We start from the raw sequence: 16,582 nt of genomic DNA on the forward strand, positions 1-16,582 counted from the left end.
CCCGACGGGTCGCCGAATATTCGGACCATGCGTCCCGGCGAGACGGCCGGCGACCGGAGGAGATGAGGAATGCTTCGGAATAGGATGTTACTAATCCCCGCGCTAGCCTTCGCGCTGCCCCTCGCGCTGCCGCGACCCTCGCAGGCGCGGCCCCTCACGGCCGAGACGCCGCAGGCCGCGTGGTGCTGGGGCGACTCCTGCGGGGGCGACAACCAGGGGGGCGAGGAGGATATCATCGTCGAGATCGACCTCGAGCTGTGCGTGTGGATCGATATCGGGATCGACGCGCGGAGCTGCGAGATGCGGTCCGGTCCCGGGTGCATCGAGTCGTGCTCGTTCGCGGCGGTCGCCCCGGGCTGCCTGGCGGAGCTCGGTGACCGCGCCCGTCCGCGTGACATCGCCGTCTGCCAGGCCGAGCGCGTCGAGGTGTGCCGCAGCCAGTGCGACTTCGGCGGCGCCGCGTTCTGCGACGCCGGCGACCGCGGCGGCGGCCCGCCGGGCAAGGGGCACTGCAAGAAGGGGAAGAAGGAGCACGTCGGGCACGTCGACAAGTGCAAGGACAAGGACGACCACCATCACCACGACGACCATCACCACCACGACGACAACAACAACGACGGCGACGGTGGCCCGGTCAACGTGTTCGTGGACATCGACGTGTGCATCGACCTCGACATCAAGATCGAGGAGGACAATCGGTAGCGATTATCGTCGATCGTCCCGATGCCGCCGCGGGTTGCGACGGCCGGCTTAGGCATACGACGCCGGGCCGCCGCGGGGCAGGCTCCGAGGCCGGTGCGACCTGACGTTCTGGGGAGTGCGGACAGGCCGGGGGTCTCGGAGAATCTCGGGCGCGCGACGGGGCGGGGGTACCTCCCGCCGTCGGGACGAATCATGCGGCCGCAGGCAGTGCGGACGGAGCCGCGCCGGGGGCGTCGTATCGACGCCCCCGGCGGGCGCCGTTGGTCGGTCGAATGAATGGTGGTAGTCGAGACACTGCGATGATTGGTGATGCTCTACACATAACATCGTTGCGCGGGCGGATGATCGGCGTACGTTTGTTGCGGCGCCGGAGGAGTGCACCGCCGCCGCCCTTCGAAAGGATATCGAACATGTTGAATACGATCTTGATGGCCGCGCCGATCCTCGCGTTCGCCCTCCCGTTCGCCGTGACGCCGCCGAGCTCGGCGCGCCCGCTGGCGACCCCCGTCCCCGAGGCCGAGTTCTGCTGGGGCGACTGCGACGACGAGCTGATCGATCTGCTGATCTGCGTGGAGGTCCAGCTGGTGGTGAACCGCGACTACGAGTGCGAGGTCAACCAAGGCCCGCAGTGCTTGACCAACTGCACGCCGGAGGCGGTGACGCCGCTGTGCCTGAACCAGCTCGGCGACCGCGCCCGCTCGGCCGGGGCGCTGACGGCCTGCCAGGAGGAGCGCGTGGGGACCTGCCGCAGCCAGTGCGAGGCCGGCGGCGCGGCGTTCTGCACCGAGGGGGCGCGCTGGGACGACGGCGGCGGCCAGGGCGGCACGCCGGTGTTCATCGACATCGACGTGTGCGTGTGGCTCGACGCCTGAGGCGACCAGGCCCGGCCGGCCGCGCTCGTCACCGGTTGTGAGCCGGGCGAGCGCCGGCCGGGCTCGAGCCGCTGCTGGCGGCGCGCCACGAGCAGTTCGGCGACGTCGACCGGGCCAGGCGCGACCGCGAGGCGGCGCCGGCGGTCCTGGCGTCGTGCGCCGACGCGGACCCGGGGCCACGCCGGCAGGGACCACGCGGCGCAGGCGGGCCCTGGAGAGCTCGCCCGGGCTGCTGCGCGAGCGGCTGGGCCGGCACCGCGCCGTCGCCGGGCTCGTCGCACGACCCGGCGTGGCGCTCGCGGCTCGATTCTCGCCGTTAGCGGGCGGAAGTGTGCGAGATGCGCGAAAACGTGCGGTCCTGCAACGGCTTCCCTCTGGTGTCGCGCGCGCGAACTGCATAACTTCGGCCGAGGCACATGCAGGGCCGGCTTCAACCGCACGAGGCGACGCTGTCGGAGACGGCCGAGACCGACTACGAGCGCGAGATCACGGCGCCGCAGCGGTTCGCGCCGGCGCTGGTGCTGTTGTGGTCGCACGACGAGCCGTCGCGGGTCGGCGAGGTGGTCGTGCTGCCCCCGACGGCGCGCGGGATGAGCTTCACGCTGGGGCGGGCGGTCGAGGCCTACGAGGACGGCTCGCTGCCGCTGACGCTGCGGCGGCTGCGGCCGTTCTCGAGCGAGGATCGCGGGCCGTTCGAGTCGGCCCGGGTGTCGCGCTGGCAGATCCGGATCACCGTCGAGGCCGGCGACGAGCTGACGATCGACGGCATCGGCAAGGGCGAGCTGCGGGTCAACGACCACCCGACGCGCAGCGCCGCGGTCGGGCCCGGCGACACGATCGAGGCGGTCGGGCGGTTCCTGCTGCAGGTGACGCGGCGGCCGCTCGACTGGCCGCGCGCGGGCGGCTGGCCCGACGTGTTCCCGTTCGGCGGCGCGGACCGCTTCGGCCTGGTCGGCGAGTCGCCGGCGGCGTGGCTGCTGCGCCAGCAGATCATGTTCCTGGCCCAGCGCGACGGCCACGTGCTGGTCGAGGGCCCGAGCGGGGCGGGCAAGGAGCTGGTGGTGCGGGCGATCCACGCCGCGTCGAACCGGGGCGCGCGCCCGCTGATCGCCCGCAACGCGGTGACGATCCCCGAGCGGCTCAGCGACGCCGAGCTGTTCGGCAACCTCAAGGACTACCCGAGCCCGGGCACGCCCGACCGCAGCGGGCTGTTCGGCGACGCCCACCGCTCGTCGCTGTTCCTCGACGAGGTCGGCGAGCTGTCGGAGACGCTGCAGGCCAGCCTGCTGCGGGTGATGGACAGCGGGGAGTACCAGCGCCTCGGCGACTCGAGCATGCGCGCGACCGACGTGCGCGTGCTGGCGGCCACCAACCGCGAGCCCGGCGAGCTCAAGCACGACTTTTTGGCCCGCTTCGCCCACCGCGTGCGGGTGTCGGGCTTCGGCGAGCGCCCGGAGGACGTGGTGCTGGTGGCGCGCCACCTGCTGCGCGGGTTCGCGGCGCGCGACCCGGCGATCGCCGAGCGGTTCTTCGCCGCCGGCGAGCCGGCGCTGAGCGCCCGCCTGGTCGCCGTGCTGGCGCACCACCGCTTCACCACCCACACCCGCGAGCTCACCGAGGTCCTGTGGCGGACGATCGCCACCAGCTCGAGCTCGCTGCTCGACCTGCCGAGCGACTTCGTGGTCCGCGCGGCCCCGGCCGCCCCGGCCGCCGACTCGACCGACCCGCGCGAGCTGTCGCGCGAGCAGATCGTCGCCGCCCTGGCCCGCGTCGGCGGGGTGCGCGACCGGGCCTGGCGCGAGCTCGGGCTGCGCAGCCGCGACCAGCTCAAGCGGCTGCTGAAGAAGCACGACATCACCTGAGCGATCGGGCATGTCCTCGCGGGCATGTCCCGAACGACCGGGCGGGCGCCGGCCGGCGGGGCCGCGCGAGCAATTCGTGCCGGCGGCGGGGCCGGCCGGCGCAGCGCCTGCGGTGGTCGTCGGCGGGGGGGGACGTAGGCTTGAGCGCCAGGAGGACGTATGGCCAGCATCACTCGCGGTGGCGGACTCATGGGATGGGCAGCGGCGGCGCTGGTAGTCGCGGCGGGGTGCGCTCCGCCGGACGAGCGCGAGCCGGGCGAGCGGCCGATCGGCGAGGAGCCGCAGCAAGCGGTCGCGGGACGGCCGATCGAGACCGACGACGGGCTGTACCTGCTGACGTTCACCCGGCCGGAGAACGACAACTTCCCGTGGCCGACGAATCCGGGGCCGACGCGCATGAACGTGACGGTCGCGGCCGGGCCCGAGTTCCCGTCGGCCGAGGACAAGGACCTCGGCCTCGACAAGGGCACCCCGGCGTACCCGCTGGAGCTGAGCTTCGACGCGGTGACGCCGCCGGAGAGCTCGATCGGGAAGTCGTTCTTCCCCGAGGCCTGGGCGACCCGCTCGGACGGGACGGCGTGGACGGTCAGGGTCGACTTCACGGCGCCGGGCGAGTGGGTCATGCCGGTCACCGTGGCCGACGTCGACGGCCACATCGACCGCGTGCGCGTCGCCTTCACGGTGCAGGGCAAGCCGGGCGAGGGCAAGCCGGTGATGTTCCGCTGAGCTGCCGTTTCAGACAGGCGCGGGCGGGCCGTCCGTGACGGCGGCTCGCCCGCGCGAGCGACCTCAGAAGTTGGCGTTGTCGGCGGTGATCATGGCGTTGATCTTGTCGCGGGCGGTGTCGCCGGCGGTCTTGCCGAGCGACACGGTCTCCTCGTAGTTGTCGTTCTTGCCGGTCTGCCACTCGTCGCTGGGGATGAAGTAGCCGAGCGCGTCGCCGGTGTTGCCGAGGATCATCTTGTGCGGGGTCTTCATGACCTCCTTGATCGCCAGGCCGTTGCGGGTGAGCGACTCGCCGGGGAACGCCGCGCCCTGGACCTGGGTGCCGAGGCGGAAGTAGGTGCTCTGGGTCGCCACGACCTGCGACAGGCCCTGCGACATGAAGTCGAATTGCAAGATCCCGAGCCCGGCCGCCAGGTTGAACAGCAGGTTGTCGACGCCCTGCTCCCACTCGGTGTGCGACCACGCCAGCACGCCGTCGTCGATCGGCTCGGCCGTCTCGACCGCGGCGACGGCGATGTCGGCGAGCAGCTCGCCGTAGGCCTGGGCGCGGGCGAAGTCGTCGGCGTACATGCCCTCGGGGACCTTGGGCGTGGCGTCGCCGAGGGTGCCGTTGAACAGGCTAGCGGGGGCGCCGAGGCCGGCCTCGATCTTCTGCACCGCGTAGCCGACGTAGTCGCAGGAGATCTCCTTGTTGTCCTCGCCGAGGATGACGGGGTGGGCCGCGAAGTTGACGAGGGTGCCGATCCGCTCGCCGTCGAGGTCCTTGGCGTCGAGGACGATCATGTCGTCGTCGGTGAAGCCCCAGCTGCGGCGGTTGTTGTTGGGCGCCTTGACGGTGGCGACCGCGAGGGTCGCGGGCACGCGCGCGTCCCAGGCGGCGGCCATGCTCTGGGCGATCTCCTCGTTGATGTAATCGCGGTAGTCGCCGGGCACGCCGCCCCACAGGCCCATGAGGTCGGGGGCCGAGTGGCTGTGGGTGGTGCCGACCAGGACCTGGCTCTCCTCGAGGCCGGTCAGCTCGGCGACCTTCTGGCGGACCGCGCGGGTGTTCTGATTGCCCATGCCCGGGAGGTCGACGATCGCCATGATGATCCCGCCGCCGTCGCCCTCGATGGCGAAGCTGCGGGCGAAGATCGGATCGTGCACGCCCTGGGCCGGGCCGCGGGTGAACGGGGCCCCGTAGGCGCCCATGTACACGTTCTTGTCGAGGTGCATGTCGGTCGGCGAGACGTCGGACGTGTGCACGCCGACGAGGAAGCCGTCGACCGGGCCGCCGGTGGTCGTGTCGGTGTCGCCGCTGGTCGTGGTGGTGGTGTCGACCGGGTCGCCGGTGGTGGTCGTCGTGCCGGGCGAGGTCGAGGTCGCGACCGTCGGGTCGTCGGTGGTGGTCGGGCTCGACGTCGAGGTCGGCGAGGTCGGCGAGGTCGAGGTCGGCGCGTCGGTGCTGGCGACCGAGGGGTTCGGGTTGTCGGTGGTGCCGGGGCCGGTCGACGTCGAATCGCTGGTGCCGCCGGTGCTGCCGCCCGGGTCGCTGCCGCCGCAGGCGAGGGAGAAGAGGAGCGGGACGGTCAGCAGGGGCAGGCGGCGGGTGGTCATAGGAATGGACGGTGACCATAGCGGAAGCCCGCGGGCGCTCGCCAGGGGGCCGGGCGTCGCCGGGCTCACGCGCCGCCGGTCGCAGGGCGACGGCCGGCGCGTGCGAAGACGCGGGGCCTGACCTTCGCTCCCGACATGCAGGCGGCGCGGCGAGGCCTCGCGTGCCGGCGCTCACACGCGAGCGCACGTCCGAGCGCCCGCATGCTCGGGCAGACAGGCGCGAGGTGGCGCGCGGACCGGATTCATGGGACAGGTCGCACGCGATCGTGCGCCGCGGAGCGACCTGTCTCGGGGGACAGCTCGTGCCGCGCCCGTCAGGCCGCGGGGACGCACACGTCGAGGCAGGTCTCGAGCGCAGCGCCCGACGCCGCCTGCACGACGCAATCCACCCGGGCCGCCACGTCGGGCTCGAGCAGGCACTGCTCGAACACCTGCGGCGATTGCAGCTCGCGGCGGACGAGCGCCTGGGTGTAGATGTCGTCGACGTCGACGCCTTGCTGCTCGAACACGCCGCCGTCGGCGCGCACGTAGAGGAAGGTCCACTCCTTCAACTGCTCGGGCTGGCCGGTGTGGCGGATGACGCGGAGCTGTCCTTGCGTGCGGTCGCGCAGGGCCGTCAGCGCGCACTCCAGCGCGGCGGGGTCGGCGAGCACCGGCACGTCGCCGCTGTAGTCGACCAGGACGTCGTCGCACGCCACGACCGCCTCGCACAGCACGACTGTCGGATCGCCGCAGCCCTGCGCGTCGGCGAAGCAGCAGCACTGGTCCGGCGGCCCGTCGAGCGGGCACTGCTCGCCGCCGGACGAGGTCGGGTCGGTGGTGCCCGTCGTGGTCTCCTCGCCGGCCGAGGTCGGTTCGGTGGTCTGGCTCGTGGTCTCGTTCGTGGTCTCGTTCGTGGTCTCGTTCGTGGTCTTCGCGTCGCCGGGAGAACACGCGCAGAGCAGGAGCAACAGGGCGCAGCAGGGATGAGTCCGTAAGCTTTTCATCCTGCGAGGATAGCACGCGGTCCGCCTCGCACAGGTTCAGCGATCGGCGCGGCGCCAGAACTCGACCTTGCCGACGCGCAGGCCGTGATCGCGGACGTAGCGCTCGCCGAGGAACCGGCGCAGCGCCGGGAATTGCTGCTTGGGGGCGGTCCCGCCGATGGCGATGTACGCGGGCGGGGCGGCGGCGAGGTCGTGCAGGAGCTGCTGCGCCCACGGGCCCTCGGCGAGCACCTGCGACGGGCCGGCGGGGGTGCGCCAGGTGTCGTCGTGCGTGGTGGTCAAGAGGCCGAGGGTCTTGTAGACGCGGCTGGCCGACAGCCGGCCGCTGTACGCGTGGACGCCCCACAGGTGCCAGCCCCACACCCAGATCGTGTCGCCGGGTTCGGTGCGCTCGCCGAGCCAGCGGCCGATCGTGCGCGCGCCCTCGTCGTGCGGGCGGGCGCGGTCGTCTCGCGTCAACCGCAGCGCCCAGGCGGCGCGGACGGTCAGCGCGAGGACCAGCGGGGCGAGGACCAGGCGCGGCCAGCCGCGGCGCCACAGGCCGCCCGCGCTCGCGCCCCACGGGGCCGCGGCGAGCAGGCACAGCGGCGGCAGGACGCCGAGCCAGTAGCCCTTGTAGAAGCGCAGGCCGGTGGCGGCGGCGGCCATGGCGGCGGCGGTCCACACGAGCAGGAAGCGGATGGCCCCGGGGACATGTCGGCTGTCCTCAGCGACATGTCCCCGGGGACGGGCGGCGAGGGCGAACGCGGCCAGGGCCAGCGGCAGGGCCAGGAAGTGCGCGGCGGCGGCGACGAACTCCCAGGCCGCGCGCGCGGGCGAGGTGCCCGCCGCGTTGTGGGCGATGTACTGGAAGCCCCACGGGTTCCACACGTAGCCGGTCAGCAGGGCGCCGAGGTGGCCGCGGACGAGGTAGTGGAGGGCGACCGGGACGTGGGCGAGCAGGAAGCCGGCGACCACCGCCGCGCCGGCGCGGACGTCCCGGCGACCCGGCGGGCACACGGCCCAGAACAGCACGGGCACGAGGATCACCCCCGAGGGCTGCTTGCACAGCGCGGCCAGGCCGCACAGCGCGCCGGCGACCAGCCATGTCCCGAGGGACCTGTTCCGAAGCGCATGGTCCTCGCGCCAGGTCGCGGCCCGCACGGCGGCCAGCGCGGCGGCCACCGCCGGCAACTGGGCCCAGGTGACGTAGTTGGCGTCCATGCTGTCGAGGTGGGCGTCGTGCAGGGCGTACAGCGCGGCGGCGACGACGGCCGCGCGCGCGCCCCACAGGCGCCAGGCGACCCACGCGAGGAAAACCAGCGAGCCGAGGGCGACCAGGTTGGCGGCGATCTGGAACGCGGCGATGTCGCGGCCCTCGGGCCCGGCCAACACGGCGGCGAGGTAGAAGGTGCCGGGCGCCTTGAGCTCGACGGCGTCGACGTAGGGCAGGCCGCCGGCGCGCAGCAGCATGGCCTCGTAGAGGATCCCGCCGACGTCGTGCGAGGCGAATCCGCCCTCGACGAACCCGGGCCGGCGGATCAGGCCCGACAGACCGACGATCGCCAGGACCGCCAGCGCGGCCGCGAGGTGGCGACGGGCGAGCACGAGGCGCGATGATGCCCGACTCGCAGAGCTTCTCGGAAGCCGTTCGGACGTGTGGCGCGATTCCGCGCCGCGGCGGTTGTGCGGCCCGCCGTTTTTGCTGCAATACCGGGGCATGCGACGACATGACCTCGGCTTGAAGGGCGCGCTCGGCCTGCTGACCCTGGCGGGCTGTCCGCCGGACGACGTGGTGATCGTCAGCGCGAGCGACACGGACACGAGCACCAGCACGAGCGGCGGGGAGCCGACCTCGGAGGACGGGCCGCCGACGAGCTCGACGGGAGAGCCGGACGCGACGGCCACCGGCGGGCCGGAGTTCGACGGGGTGATCGCGCCGACGCTGCGGATCTACCGGCCGCTCGACGGGGCGGAGATCGAGGCCTCGCGCGACCCGCTGCTCGACCACGAGAGCCTGACGATCGTCGCCTCGGGCGTGACCTACCCGGCGGTCTACGCCGAGGCCGAGGGCCGGCTCGAGTTCGCGGATGTCCCGAAGGCCATGTACTCGCTGCGCGCGCAGCAGCCGGCCGCGCCCGACCTGCCCGACCTGCCGGGGCGGCTGTCGGTGATCCAGAGCGTGGCCCGCGAGCTCGAGAGCTTCGCCGGGATCTGCAGCGGCCGGCCCGACGTCGCGTTCACCGGCGACCTCGACACCGCGCTGGCGATCTCGGCGGGCGAGATGCTGCCGCTCGGACCCGAGGACCAGTTCGAGTTCTACTCGTACAACGCCGACGCGCTGTTCCTGGTGTTCCCCGACCTCGACGAGATGGACGCGACGGGCTCGCCGCAGCTCGACGAGACCGAGATCGTCGACTGGACGATCCCGTGGCGGCCCGACAGCGGGCGCGGCGCGTGGCCGCTGGTCGACACCGCCGAGGGCGACGACTTCTGGCTCGGCCACCTGGTGGCGACGCCGCTGGTGCCGGCGCCGACGGGCGCCGAGCTGCAGGACCCGTGGTCGTTCGCGCAGCGCTACGTGCTGGGCGAGACGGCCAAGCTGTCGCTGCCGACGATGACCGCGGGCGCGACGACGGCGGTGAGCGGGACGTTCAAGGCGGTCGCCGGCGAGACGGTGAGCGTCGACCTGCGGGCGGGCGAATTCATGGCCGAGCTGCAGATCTACGACGCGGCGCTGAAGTCGGCCGGCTGCTTCGTCGCCGCGGTGCTCGAGCCCGGCGCCGAGCACCCGATCACCGGCATCACGCCCAACCTCGGCGGCATCAACGTGTACGGCATCGACGCGCCGGTCGACCCCGAGTGCGTGGGTATGGACTGCGAGACGATGTTCGTCACCCCGGGCGACCGCGTGCTCGAGCTCGAGCTCGGCAACCCCTACTCCGAGGACGGCACCGAGACGCTGATCGTGCAGTGCTCGCGCTACGTGTTCGTCGACGACCCCGACGGCGGGGCGTACGACTACCTGGCGAGCGACCTGATCGTGCAGGGCCGCCTCGCCGACCTGACGCAGGCGCCGATCGTGCCGAAGATCGGGCTGGTCCGCGACCTCGCGGTCAACGGCACGCCGGTCGCGCCCGACGAGAAGCTCGACGGCGTCGGCGAGAACCCGACGATCAGCTTCACGGCCCCGAAGTTCGGCGCGCCGGATTTTTATACGATCACGATCCGCACGCTCGACGACGTGATGGGCGCCGACGGCCCGGTGGTCCGCCGCGCGATCGGCAGCATCCGCACCGAATTCACGACCGTGACGATCCCCGACGGCTTCCTCGAGCCCGGCGGTCATTACTACGTCCAGGTGACCGCCGAGCGCAGCCACGGGCTGACGGAGGCCCACGCCAAATCGCACGACGTCTGGCTGTCGCGGGCGATGACGGGCGTGCTGACGCCGTAGGCGTCTCGGGCGAGGCGAGCGCAGTCGCTATCAGTGCTTGCCGGTCACACGGCGGAGCTCACCTCGTGCATCTCGCACCGAAGGGGGTTCGTGCTCCAGCACTTGCGGCCATGCGCGTGCGAGTTCACGGGCGGCCGCACCGAGGTCTGCGGCGAGGCGACGCCAGTCAGGGTCGCGCTTGAAGTCCTGCTCCTCGCTCACCGGGCGGCGCGACGGGCAACAGAAGTGCACGTACCAGTTCTCGGCCTCGAGTCTCGGCACCACGTAGGCGACGCGTTCGCCGTTCTGGCGGCCGGCGAATCCCTGCTCGCTGAGGATTCGATCCAGGCGGTGCTTGCGGCCGTCGACGCCGAAGTCGTCGGCGTCGATCACGACCAGTAAACCACGGGACGTCTGAAAGTTTTTGCTGCGGAGAAATGGGATCTCTTCGAGCAACGCCCGCTCGACGCCGACGCAATCGACGCAGCGGCGGTAGCGGACCTTCGGGGGCGTGAGTCCATAGACTCTCCGGAGGAGCTGGCGCAGGAGGGATTCGTGTTCGTTGTCTTCGAAGAGGACGGCGAGTTCACTCATGGATCCCTCGCGCGAGCGTCTCCCCGAGCGTGATGCCGACGGGTTTGGGCACCGATTCGGCGCGGACATGACCTCCGTCGGGGCGGACGAGCCGGACTGCGTCTTCGTGGCCGATGAAGTCGATGATCTCGCGCGAGTGCGAGATGATGAGGCCCTGCGAGCGGTGCTCGTCGAGCGCGTCGCAGAAGGTGACCAGCCAGGGCTGGATCTCCGGCAGGGCGACGAAGTTGTCGGGTTCGTCGAAGCAGAGGACGCTGGCGTCGCCGTGGGCGGCGTGCAGGACGACGTAGAGGATGATCAGCGCGCGCTGACCGTCCGACAGGTGATCGAAGTCGATCGTGTACGGGTCCCCGCCGGGGAACACGAACTCCGCTTGTAATAACTTCGCGCGCCCGAACGTCGGCTTCTTGAGGTGGCGGAATCCTGGGAGGATCGTGCGCAGCTGCGCCAGCGCGGCCTCGACGGCCGCCGGTTCCTCGTCGGAGATGAAGCGGTACCAGGAGGCGAAGTTCGCGGCGTCGTGGTCCAGGAACGGCGAGTCCCGGCGTGTCGACGGATCGATGCCCTTGGGGTCGATGCGCAGGATCAAGATCCCCTGCAAGAAGTCCTTGAACCAGGTCGCCAGGCGGTTGACCTTCTTCGGTTCGAGGGCGGCGAGGAACGAACGCCGCGGGTTGAAGGAGAACGAGGAGCCGGGTTTGCCTTCGTCCGTGAAGAGCTGGACCTCGGCGTCCTGGTATCGGTAGAGCGTGCGACCCTCGAAGACGAGGGATTCGCCGGCGATCCGGACGTCCTCGTCGTCCGGATCGTGCTCGACCTGGAGCTCGTAGGTAAATGTGCCGCCCTGGCCCTCGACCTCGAGGATGAATCGCTGCTGGCTCGAGCCGGCGAACAGCGCGAGCGTGTCCGGCGGGAAGGCCTCGCGGACCTCGTCCTCCGCCACGAGCAGACTCTGCAGCGCACCGAGGGCGTCGAAGAGCGAGGACTTCCCGGAGCCGTTGTCACCGAGAAGCAGCGTACGCCGGCCCAATCGCAGCTCGAAGTTCACGAAGCAGCGGTAATTGTCGATGTAGAGGCGCTTGAGCATCGGCCCGTAGTGCGTGGTAACACGGGGCTCCAGGCCGCGCCAGCAGCACGGCCGGGCCCGTCCGCGGTCACCCGGACCCTCACGCCCCAGGGGCTCTGGCGCGTGCGCGCGGGCGGGCGGGCGCGTACACTCGCGGGCCCGTGAGCCCGCGCGATCCGCTCTCGCTGTTTCATCCGCCGACGCGGCGGTGGTTCGCGGACGCGTTCGGGGCGCCGACAGCGGCGCAGGCGGCGGCGTGGCCGGAGATCGCGGCGGGGCGATCGACGCTGTTGCTGGCGCCCACGGGCTCGGGCAAGACGCTGGCGGCGTTCCTGGCGGCGATCGACCGCCTGATGTTCGCGCCGGAACCGGCGGCGGAGCGGCGCTGCCGGGTGATCTACGTGTCGCCGCTCAAGGCGCTGGCGGCCGACGTCGAGCGCAACCTGCAACGGCCGCTCGCGGGCATCGCCGCTGTGGCGGAGCAGGCGGGCGCGGCGTTCCGCCGGCCGACGATCGGGGTGCGCTCGGGCGACACGACCCAGGCCGAGCGCGCGCAGCTGCGGCGGGCGCCGCCCGACATCTACATCACCACGCCGGAGTCGCTGTACCTGCTGCTGACGTCGAGCGCGCGCGACGGCCTGCTCGGGGTCGAGTCGGTGATCGTCGACGAGATCCACGCGGTCGCGGCGACCAAGCGCGGGGCCCACCTGTTCCTCACGCTCGAGCGGCTCTGCGCCCTGCGCCGCCGCCATGACCCGTCGGCGGCGCCGCTGCAGCGGATCGGGCTGTCGGCGACGCAGCGGCCGCTCGAGGAGGTCGCGCGCCTGCTCGGCGGCGGGGCGGTCGACGCCGCCGGCGAGTGGCAGCCGCGGCCGGTGACGATCGCGGCGCCGCCGGGGCGCAAGGCGTGGGAGCTGACGATCGAGGTGCCGGCCGACGAGAGTCCCGAGGGACAGGCTCGAGAGAGCATGTCCGAGAGGACAGCCGCGAAGTCGCGGCGGAAGACCGGCAAGGCGCGGGCCTCGGCCGGGCTGGCGCCGGCCGGCGGCAAGTCGGTGTGGCCGTCGATCGTGCCGCGCCTGGTCGAGCGGATCCGGGCCCACCGCTCGACGATGATCTTCTGCAACAACCGCCGCCTGGCCGAGCGGCTGGCGACGGCCATCAACGACCACGCGCAGGCCGAGATCGCGCTGGCGCACCACGGGGCGGTGGCGCGCGACCGCCGGCAGATCATCGAGGCGCGGCTCAAGGCGGGCGAGCTGCCGGCGATCGTGGCGACGTCGTCGCTCGAGCTGGGGATCGACGTGGGGGCGGTGGAGCTGGTGATCCAGATCGAGTCGCCGCCGTCGGTGTCGGCGGGGATCCAGCGGATCGGCCGCGCGGGCCACCAGGTCGGGGCGGTGTCCCGCGGGGTGCTGGTGCCGAAGTTCCGCGGCGACCTGCTGGCCTGCGCCGCGGCGGCGCCGCGGATCGCCGCCGGCGAGGTCGAGCCGATCGCCTACCCGCGCAGCCCGCTCGACGTGCTGGCGCAGCAGGTGGTCGCCAGCGTGGCGATGGACGCGACCACGGTCGAGGCGTTGCACGCCGAGGTCCGCGGCGCGGCGCCGTTCGCTGACCTGTCCCGAGAGACATTGGAGGGAGTGCTCGACATGCTGTCCGGACGCTACCCGTCCGACGAGTTCGCCGAGCTCAAGCCGCGCATCACCTGGGACCGCGACTCGGGCCGGCTGACTGCGCGCGCCGGCTCGCGCACGCTGGCGGTCGTCAGCGGCGGGACGATCCCCGACCGCGGGCTCTACGGCGTGTTCTTGAAGGGCGAGCCCGGGGCGGCGATGCGCCGCGTCGGCGAGCTCGACGAGGAGATGGTGTTCGAGTCGCGGGTCGGCGAGGTGTTCCTGCTCGGGGCGTCGTCGTGGCGCATCGAGGACATCACGCCCGACCGCGTGATCGTCAGCCCGGCGCCGGGCGAGCCGGGCAAGATGCCGTTCTGGCGCGGCGACACGGCCGGCAGACCGGCGGAGTTCGGGCGCGCGATCGGCCGCCTGGCCCGCGAGCTGGCCGAGGCGACGCCGGCGGCGGCCCGGCGCAAGCTGACGCGCGAGCACTTCCTCGACGAGCGCGCGACCGACGACCTGCTGAACTACGTGCACGCGCAACGAGCGGCGACCGGCGAGGTGCCGAGCGACCAGGCGATCGTGGTCGAGCGCTGGCGCGACGAGGTCGGCGACTGGCGGGTGTGCGTGCTGTCGCCGTTCGGCGCCCGCGTGCACGCGCCGTGGGCCACGGCCGCGCTGGCGCGCCTCCGCGAGGCCCGGGGCGAGCAGGTCGAGGGGCTGTGGGCCGACGACGGGATGGTGTTCCGCTTCCCCGACGCCGAGGCGGCGCCGGACATGGCGGCGCTGCTGCTGGCGCCGGAGGTGATCGAGGACCTGGTGGTGCAGCAGCTCGGACAGACGGCTGTCTTTGCGGCCAGGTTCCGCGAGAACGCCGCGCGCGCGCTGCTGCTGCCGCGGCGGTTCCCCGGGCGGCGGGCGCCGCTGTGGGCCCAGCGCAAGCGCGCCGCCGACCTGCTCGGCGTGGCCGGCCGCTTCGGCTCGTTCCCGATCGTGCTCGAGACGTTCCGCGAGTGCCTGCGCGAGGTGTTCGACCTCCCGGCCCTGCGCGAGCTGCTGCGGCAGATCCACAGCCGCGAGCTGCGGGTCGTCAGCGTCGACAGCGAGCGCCCGTCGCCGTTCGCCGGGTCGCTGCTGTTCGGCTACGTCGGCAACTTCATGTACGAGGGCGACGCGCCGCTGGCCGAGCGGCGGGCCCAGGCGCTGGCGATCGACACCGGCCAGCTGCGCGCGCTGCTCGGGGAGACGTCGCTGCGCGAGCTGCTCGACGCCGAGGCGATCGGCGAGGTCGAGCGCGGGCTGCAGCGGCTGACCCGGCCGGCGACGTCGGTCGACGGGCTGCACGACCTGCTGATCGCCATCGGCGACCTGTCGCGCGAGGAGTGCGCCGCGCGCTGCGCCCCGCCCGACGCGGCCGGCGAGTGGCTCGGCGAGCTGGTGGCGGCCCGGCGGGTGTTCGCGGTCAAGAATATGTCCGGAGGGACAGGTCGCTTCGCGGCGGTCGAGGACGCGGGCCGCCTGGCCGGGGCGCTCGGCGTGGCGCTGCCGGACACGATCCCGGCGGCGCTGCGGGCCGAGGTGGCCGACCCGCTCGGCGACCTGGTGCGCCGCCACGCGCGCACGCACGGGCCGTTCACCACCGCGGCGGTGGCCGCTCGCCTGGGCATCGGGACAGGTCCCATCGAACATGTCCTGCAGCGCATGGCGGCGGAGGGCCGCGCGGTCGCCGGCGAGTTCACGCCCGGCGGCACCGGGGCCGAGTGGTGCGACCCCGAGGTGCTGCGGCAGATCAAGCGGCGCAGCCTGGCGCGGCTGCGGCAGGCGGTCGAGCCGGCGGCGCAGCCGGTGTACGCCCGCTTCCTGGCCCGCTGGCAGCACCTGCAGCCGCGCCTGCGCGGGCGCGAGGCGCTGCTGACGGTGGTCGGGCAGCTGCAAGGGGCGCCGCTGCTGGCGTCGGCGCTCGAGACGGAGATCTTGCCGGCCCGCCTGGTCGACTACCGCGCCGGCGACCTCGACGCGCTGTGCGCCGCCGGCGAGGTGGCGTGGCTCGGGGTCGCGGCGGTCGGCGCCGGCGACGGGCGGATCGCGCTCTATCTGGCTGACCAGATGGACATGCTCCGAAGGCCAGGCGAGGAGGTGCCCGGCGAGCTGCCGGCGAAGATCCGCGCGGCGCTGCGCGAGCGCGGGGCGCTGTTCTTCAGCGACCTGGCGCCGCTGGTCGGCGGCTTCGAGCCCGACCTGCTGCAGGCGCTGTGGGACATGGTCTGGGCCGGCGAGGTCAGCAACGACACGCTGACGGCCCTGCGCAAGCTGGTCCACGGCTCGGCCAGCGACCGCCGGCGCGCGCCGCCGCCGCACAGCCCGTTCCGCGCCCGCCGCCTCGGGCCGCCGGGCTCGGAGGGCCGCTGGTCGCTGGTCTGGCCGCCGCGACATGTTCGAAAGGATATGCCCGAAGGGGCAGGGAGCGTCGGAGCCCACGAGACCCGGCGGCGCCACGCGCTCGCGCAGGCGCTGCTCGAGCGCCACGGGATCGTCACGCGCGAGGCGGTCCAGGCCGAGGAGATCGCGGGCGGGTTCTCGGCGGTCTACGAGGTGCTCAAGGCGATGGAGGAGGCCGGGAAGGTCCGCCGCGGCTACTTCGTCGACGGGCTGGGGGCGGCGCAATTCGCAGTACCTGGCGCAGAGGACAGGTTACGAGCGCTGCGCGACCCGCCCGCCGAGCCCGAGGCGATCGTGCTGGCGAGCACCGACCCGGCCAACCCGTACGGGGCGGCGCTGCCGTGGCCGGAGCACGCGGGGACGCGGGTCGGACGCGCGGCGGGGACGTTCGTGGTGCTGGTCGACGGGGCGCTGGCTGCCCACGTCGGCAAGGAGGCGCGCAGCGTGGTGATGTTCGCCCCGGCCGACGAGCCCGAGCGCACGCGCGTGGCCGAGGCGGTCGCCAGGGCGCTGACGGGGCTCCTGTCGCCGATCCGCCGCACCTTGCTCGTCGGACAGGTCGACGGGGCGCCGGCGCAGGAGTCGTCGTGGCTGCCGCTGTTCGAGCGCGCCGGCTTCGCGGGCACGAGCCAGGGGCTGTTCGCCCGCTGGTCGGGCGGCGAGGGCTAGGAGCCTGCCTGAGAAAACGCGCGCCAGAAGGCGCGGGGCCGT

The 16,582-nt window shown here is 72.9% G+C and carries 11 protein-coding genes; 6 read left to right on the forward strand and 5 right to left on the reverse strand.

Annotation, left to right across the window (positions count from 1 at the left end; genetic code table 11):
• Nucleotides 1-84 precede the first annotated feature (84 nt).
• The 4 genes from K7C98_RS35125 to K7C98_RS35140 all read left to right on the forward strand — a co-directional run bounded on the left by K7C98_RS35125 (nucleotide 85) and on the right by K7C98_RS35140 (nucleotide 4,162).
• Nucleotides 85-702 (forward strand): hypothetical protein, encoded by a 618-nt coding sequence (locus tag K7C98_RS35125; RefSeq protein ID WP_224196232.1) that lies wholly within the window; start codon nucleotides 85-87, stop codon nucleotides 700-702.
• Nucleotides 703-1,112: 410 nt separating this feature from the next.
• Nucleotides 1,113-1,574, forward strand: coding sequence for a hypothetical protein (locus K7C98_RS35130; RefSeq protein ID WP_224196233.1), 462 nt, complete (start codon nucleotides 1,113-1,115; stop codon nucleotides 1,572-1,574).
• Between the two features lie 416 nt (nucleotides 1,575-1,990).
• Nucleotides 1,991-3,436, forward strand: a complete 1,446-nt coding sequence (locus tag K7C98_RS35135) for a sigma-54-dependent transcriptional regulator (protein ID WP_224196234.1) — start codon at nucleotides 1,991-1,993, stop codon at nucleotides 3,434-3,436.
• 159 nt (nucleotides 3,437-3,595) lie between these two features.
• On the forward strand, nucleotides 3,596-4,162 hold the full coding sequence (locus K7C98_RS35140) for a hypothetical protein (protein WP_224196235.1): 567 nt from the start codon (nucleotides 3,596-3,598) through the stop codon (nucleotides 4,160-4,162).
• Between the two features lie 63 nt (nucleotides 4,163-4,225).
• Here K7C98_RS35140 and K7C98_RS35145 read toward each other — a convergent pair whose 3' ends face one another.
• From K7C98_RS35145 to K7C98_RS35155, 3 genes are all read right to left on the reverse strand, one after another.
• Nucleotides 4,226-5,758, reverse strand: coding sequence for a hypothetical protein (locus tag K7C98_RS35145; protein WP_224196236.1), 1,533 nt, complete (start codon nucleotides 5,756-5,758; stop codon nucleotides 4,226-4,228).
• Nucleotides 5,759-6,072: 314 nt separating this feature from the next.
• On the reverse strand, nucleotides 6,073-6,744 hold the full coding sequence (locus K7C98_RS35150) for a hypothetical protein (RefSeq protein WP_224196237.1): 672 nt from the start codon (nucleotides 6,742-6,744) through the stop codon (nucleotides 6,073-6,075).
• A gap of 36 nt (nucleotides 6,745-6,780) precedes the next feature.
• On the reverse strand, nucleotides 6,781-8,331 hold the full coding sequence (locus K7C98_RS35155; protein ID WP_224196238.1) for a glycosyltransferase family 39 protein: 1,551 nt from the start codon (nucleotides 8,329-8,331) through the stop codon (nucleotides 6,781-6,783).
• Between the two features lie 112 nt (nucleotides 8,332-8,443).
• Between K7C98_RS35155 and K7C98_RS35160 the strand changes: the two genes are divergently transcribed.
• Entirely contained in the window at nucleotides 8,444-10,180 is a 1,737-nt protein-coding gene (locus tag K7C98_RS35160; RefSeq protein ID WP_224196239.1) for a hypothetical protein, read from the forward strand.
• A gap of 30 nt (nucleotides 10,181-10,210) precedes the next feature.
• On the opposite strand, the gene K7C98_RS35165 is transcribed toward K7C98_RS35160, so the two are convergent.
• The gene (locus K7C98_RS35165; protein ID WP_224196240.1) at nucleotides 10,211-10,753 is read right to left on the reverse strand and encodes a hypothetical protein; all 543 of its coding nucleotides are present in this window, start codon (nucleotides 10,751-10,753) and stop codon (nucleotides 10,211-10,213) included.
• Nucleotides 10,746-11,840 carry an AAA family ATPase gene (locus K7C98_RS35170; protein WP_224196241.1) on the reverse strand — a complete coding sequence of 365 codons (1,095 nt, stop codon included), beginning with the start codon at nucleotides 11,838-11,840 and terminating at the stop codon, nucleotides 10,746-10,748. Before K7C98_RS35170 ends, K7C98_RS35165 begins: the two co-directional genes overlap by 8 nt.
• Before the next feature lie 140 nt (nucleotides 11,841-11,980).
• Between K7C98_RS35170 and K7C98_RS35175 the strand changes: the two genes are divergently transcribed.
• On the forward strand, nucleotides 11,981-16,540 hold the full coding sequence (locus tag K7C98_RS35175; protein ID WP_224196242.1) for an Lhr family helicase: 4,560 nt from the start codon (nucleotides 11,981-11,983) through the stop codon (nucleotides 16,538-16,540).
• The last annotated feature ends 42 nt before the right edge of the window (nucleotides 16,541-16,582 follow it).

The sequence above is a fragment of the Nannocystis pusilla genome (assembly GCF_020073745.1).
Classification (GTDB): domain Bacteria; phylum Myxococcota_A; class Polyangia; order Nannocystales; family Nannocystaceae; genus Nannocystis; species Nannocystis radixulma.

Coding starts and splice junctions, on each gene's coding strand:
- K7C98_RS35125 (WP_224196232.1), top strand. CDS start 85: ATGTTACTAATCCCCGCGCTAGCCTTCGCGCTGCCCCTCGCGCTGCCG.
- K7C98_RS35130 (WP_224196233.1), top strand. CDS start 1,113: ATGTTGAATACGATCTTGATGGCCGCGCCGATCCTCGCGTTCGCCCTC.
- K7C98_RS35135 (WP_224196234.1), top strand. CDS start 1,991: ATGCAGGGCCGGCTTCAACCGCACGAGGCGACGCTGTCGGAGACGGCC.
- K7C98_RS35140 (WP_224196235.1), top strand. CDS start 3,596: ATGGCCAGCATCACTCGCGGTGGCGGACTCATGGGATGGGCAGCGGCG.
- K7C98_RS35145 (WP_224196236.1), bottom strand. CDS start 5,758: ATGACCACCCGCCGCCTGCCCCTGCTGACCGTCCCGCTCCTCTTCTCC.
- K7C98_RS35150 (WP_224196237.1), bottom strand. CDS start 6,744: ATGAAAAGCTTACGGACTCATCCCTGCTGCGCCCTGTTGCTCCTGCTC.
- K7C98_RS35160 (WP_224196239.1), top strand. CDS start 8,444: ATGCGACGACATGACCTCGGCTTGAAGGGCGCGCTCGGCCTGCTGACC.
- K7C98_RS35165 (WP_224196240.1), bottom strand. CDS start 10,753: ATGAGTGAACTCGCCGTCCTCTTCGAAGACAACGAACACGAATCCCTC.
- K7C98_RS35170 (WP_224196241.1), bottom strand. CDS start 11,840: ATGCTCAAGCGCCTCTACATCGACAATTACCGCTGCTTCGTGAACTTC.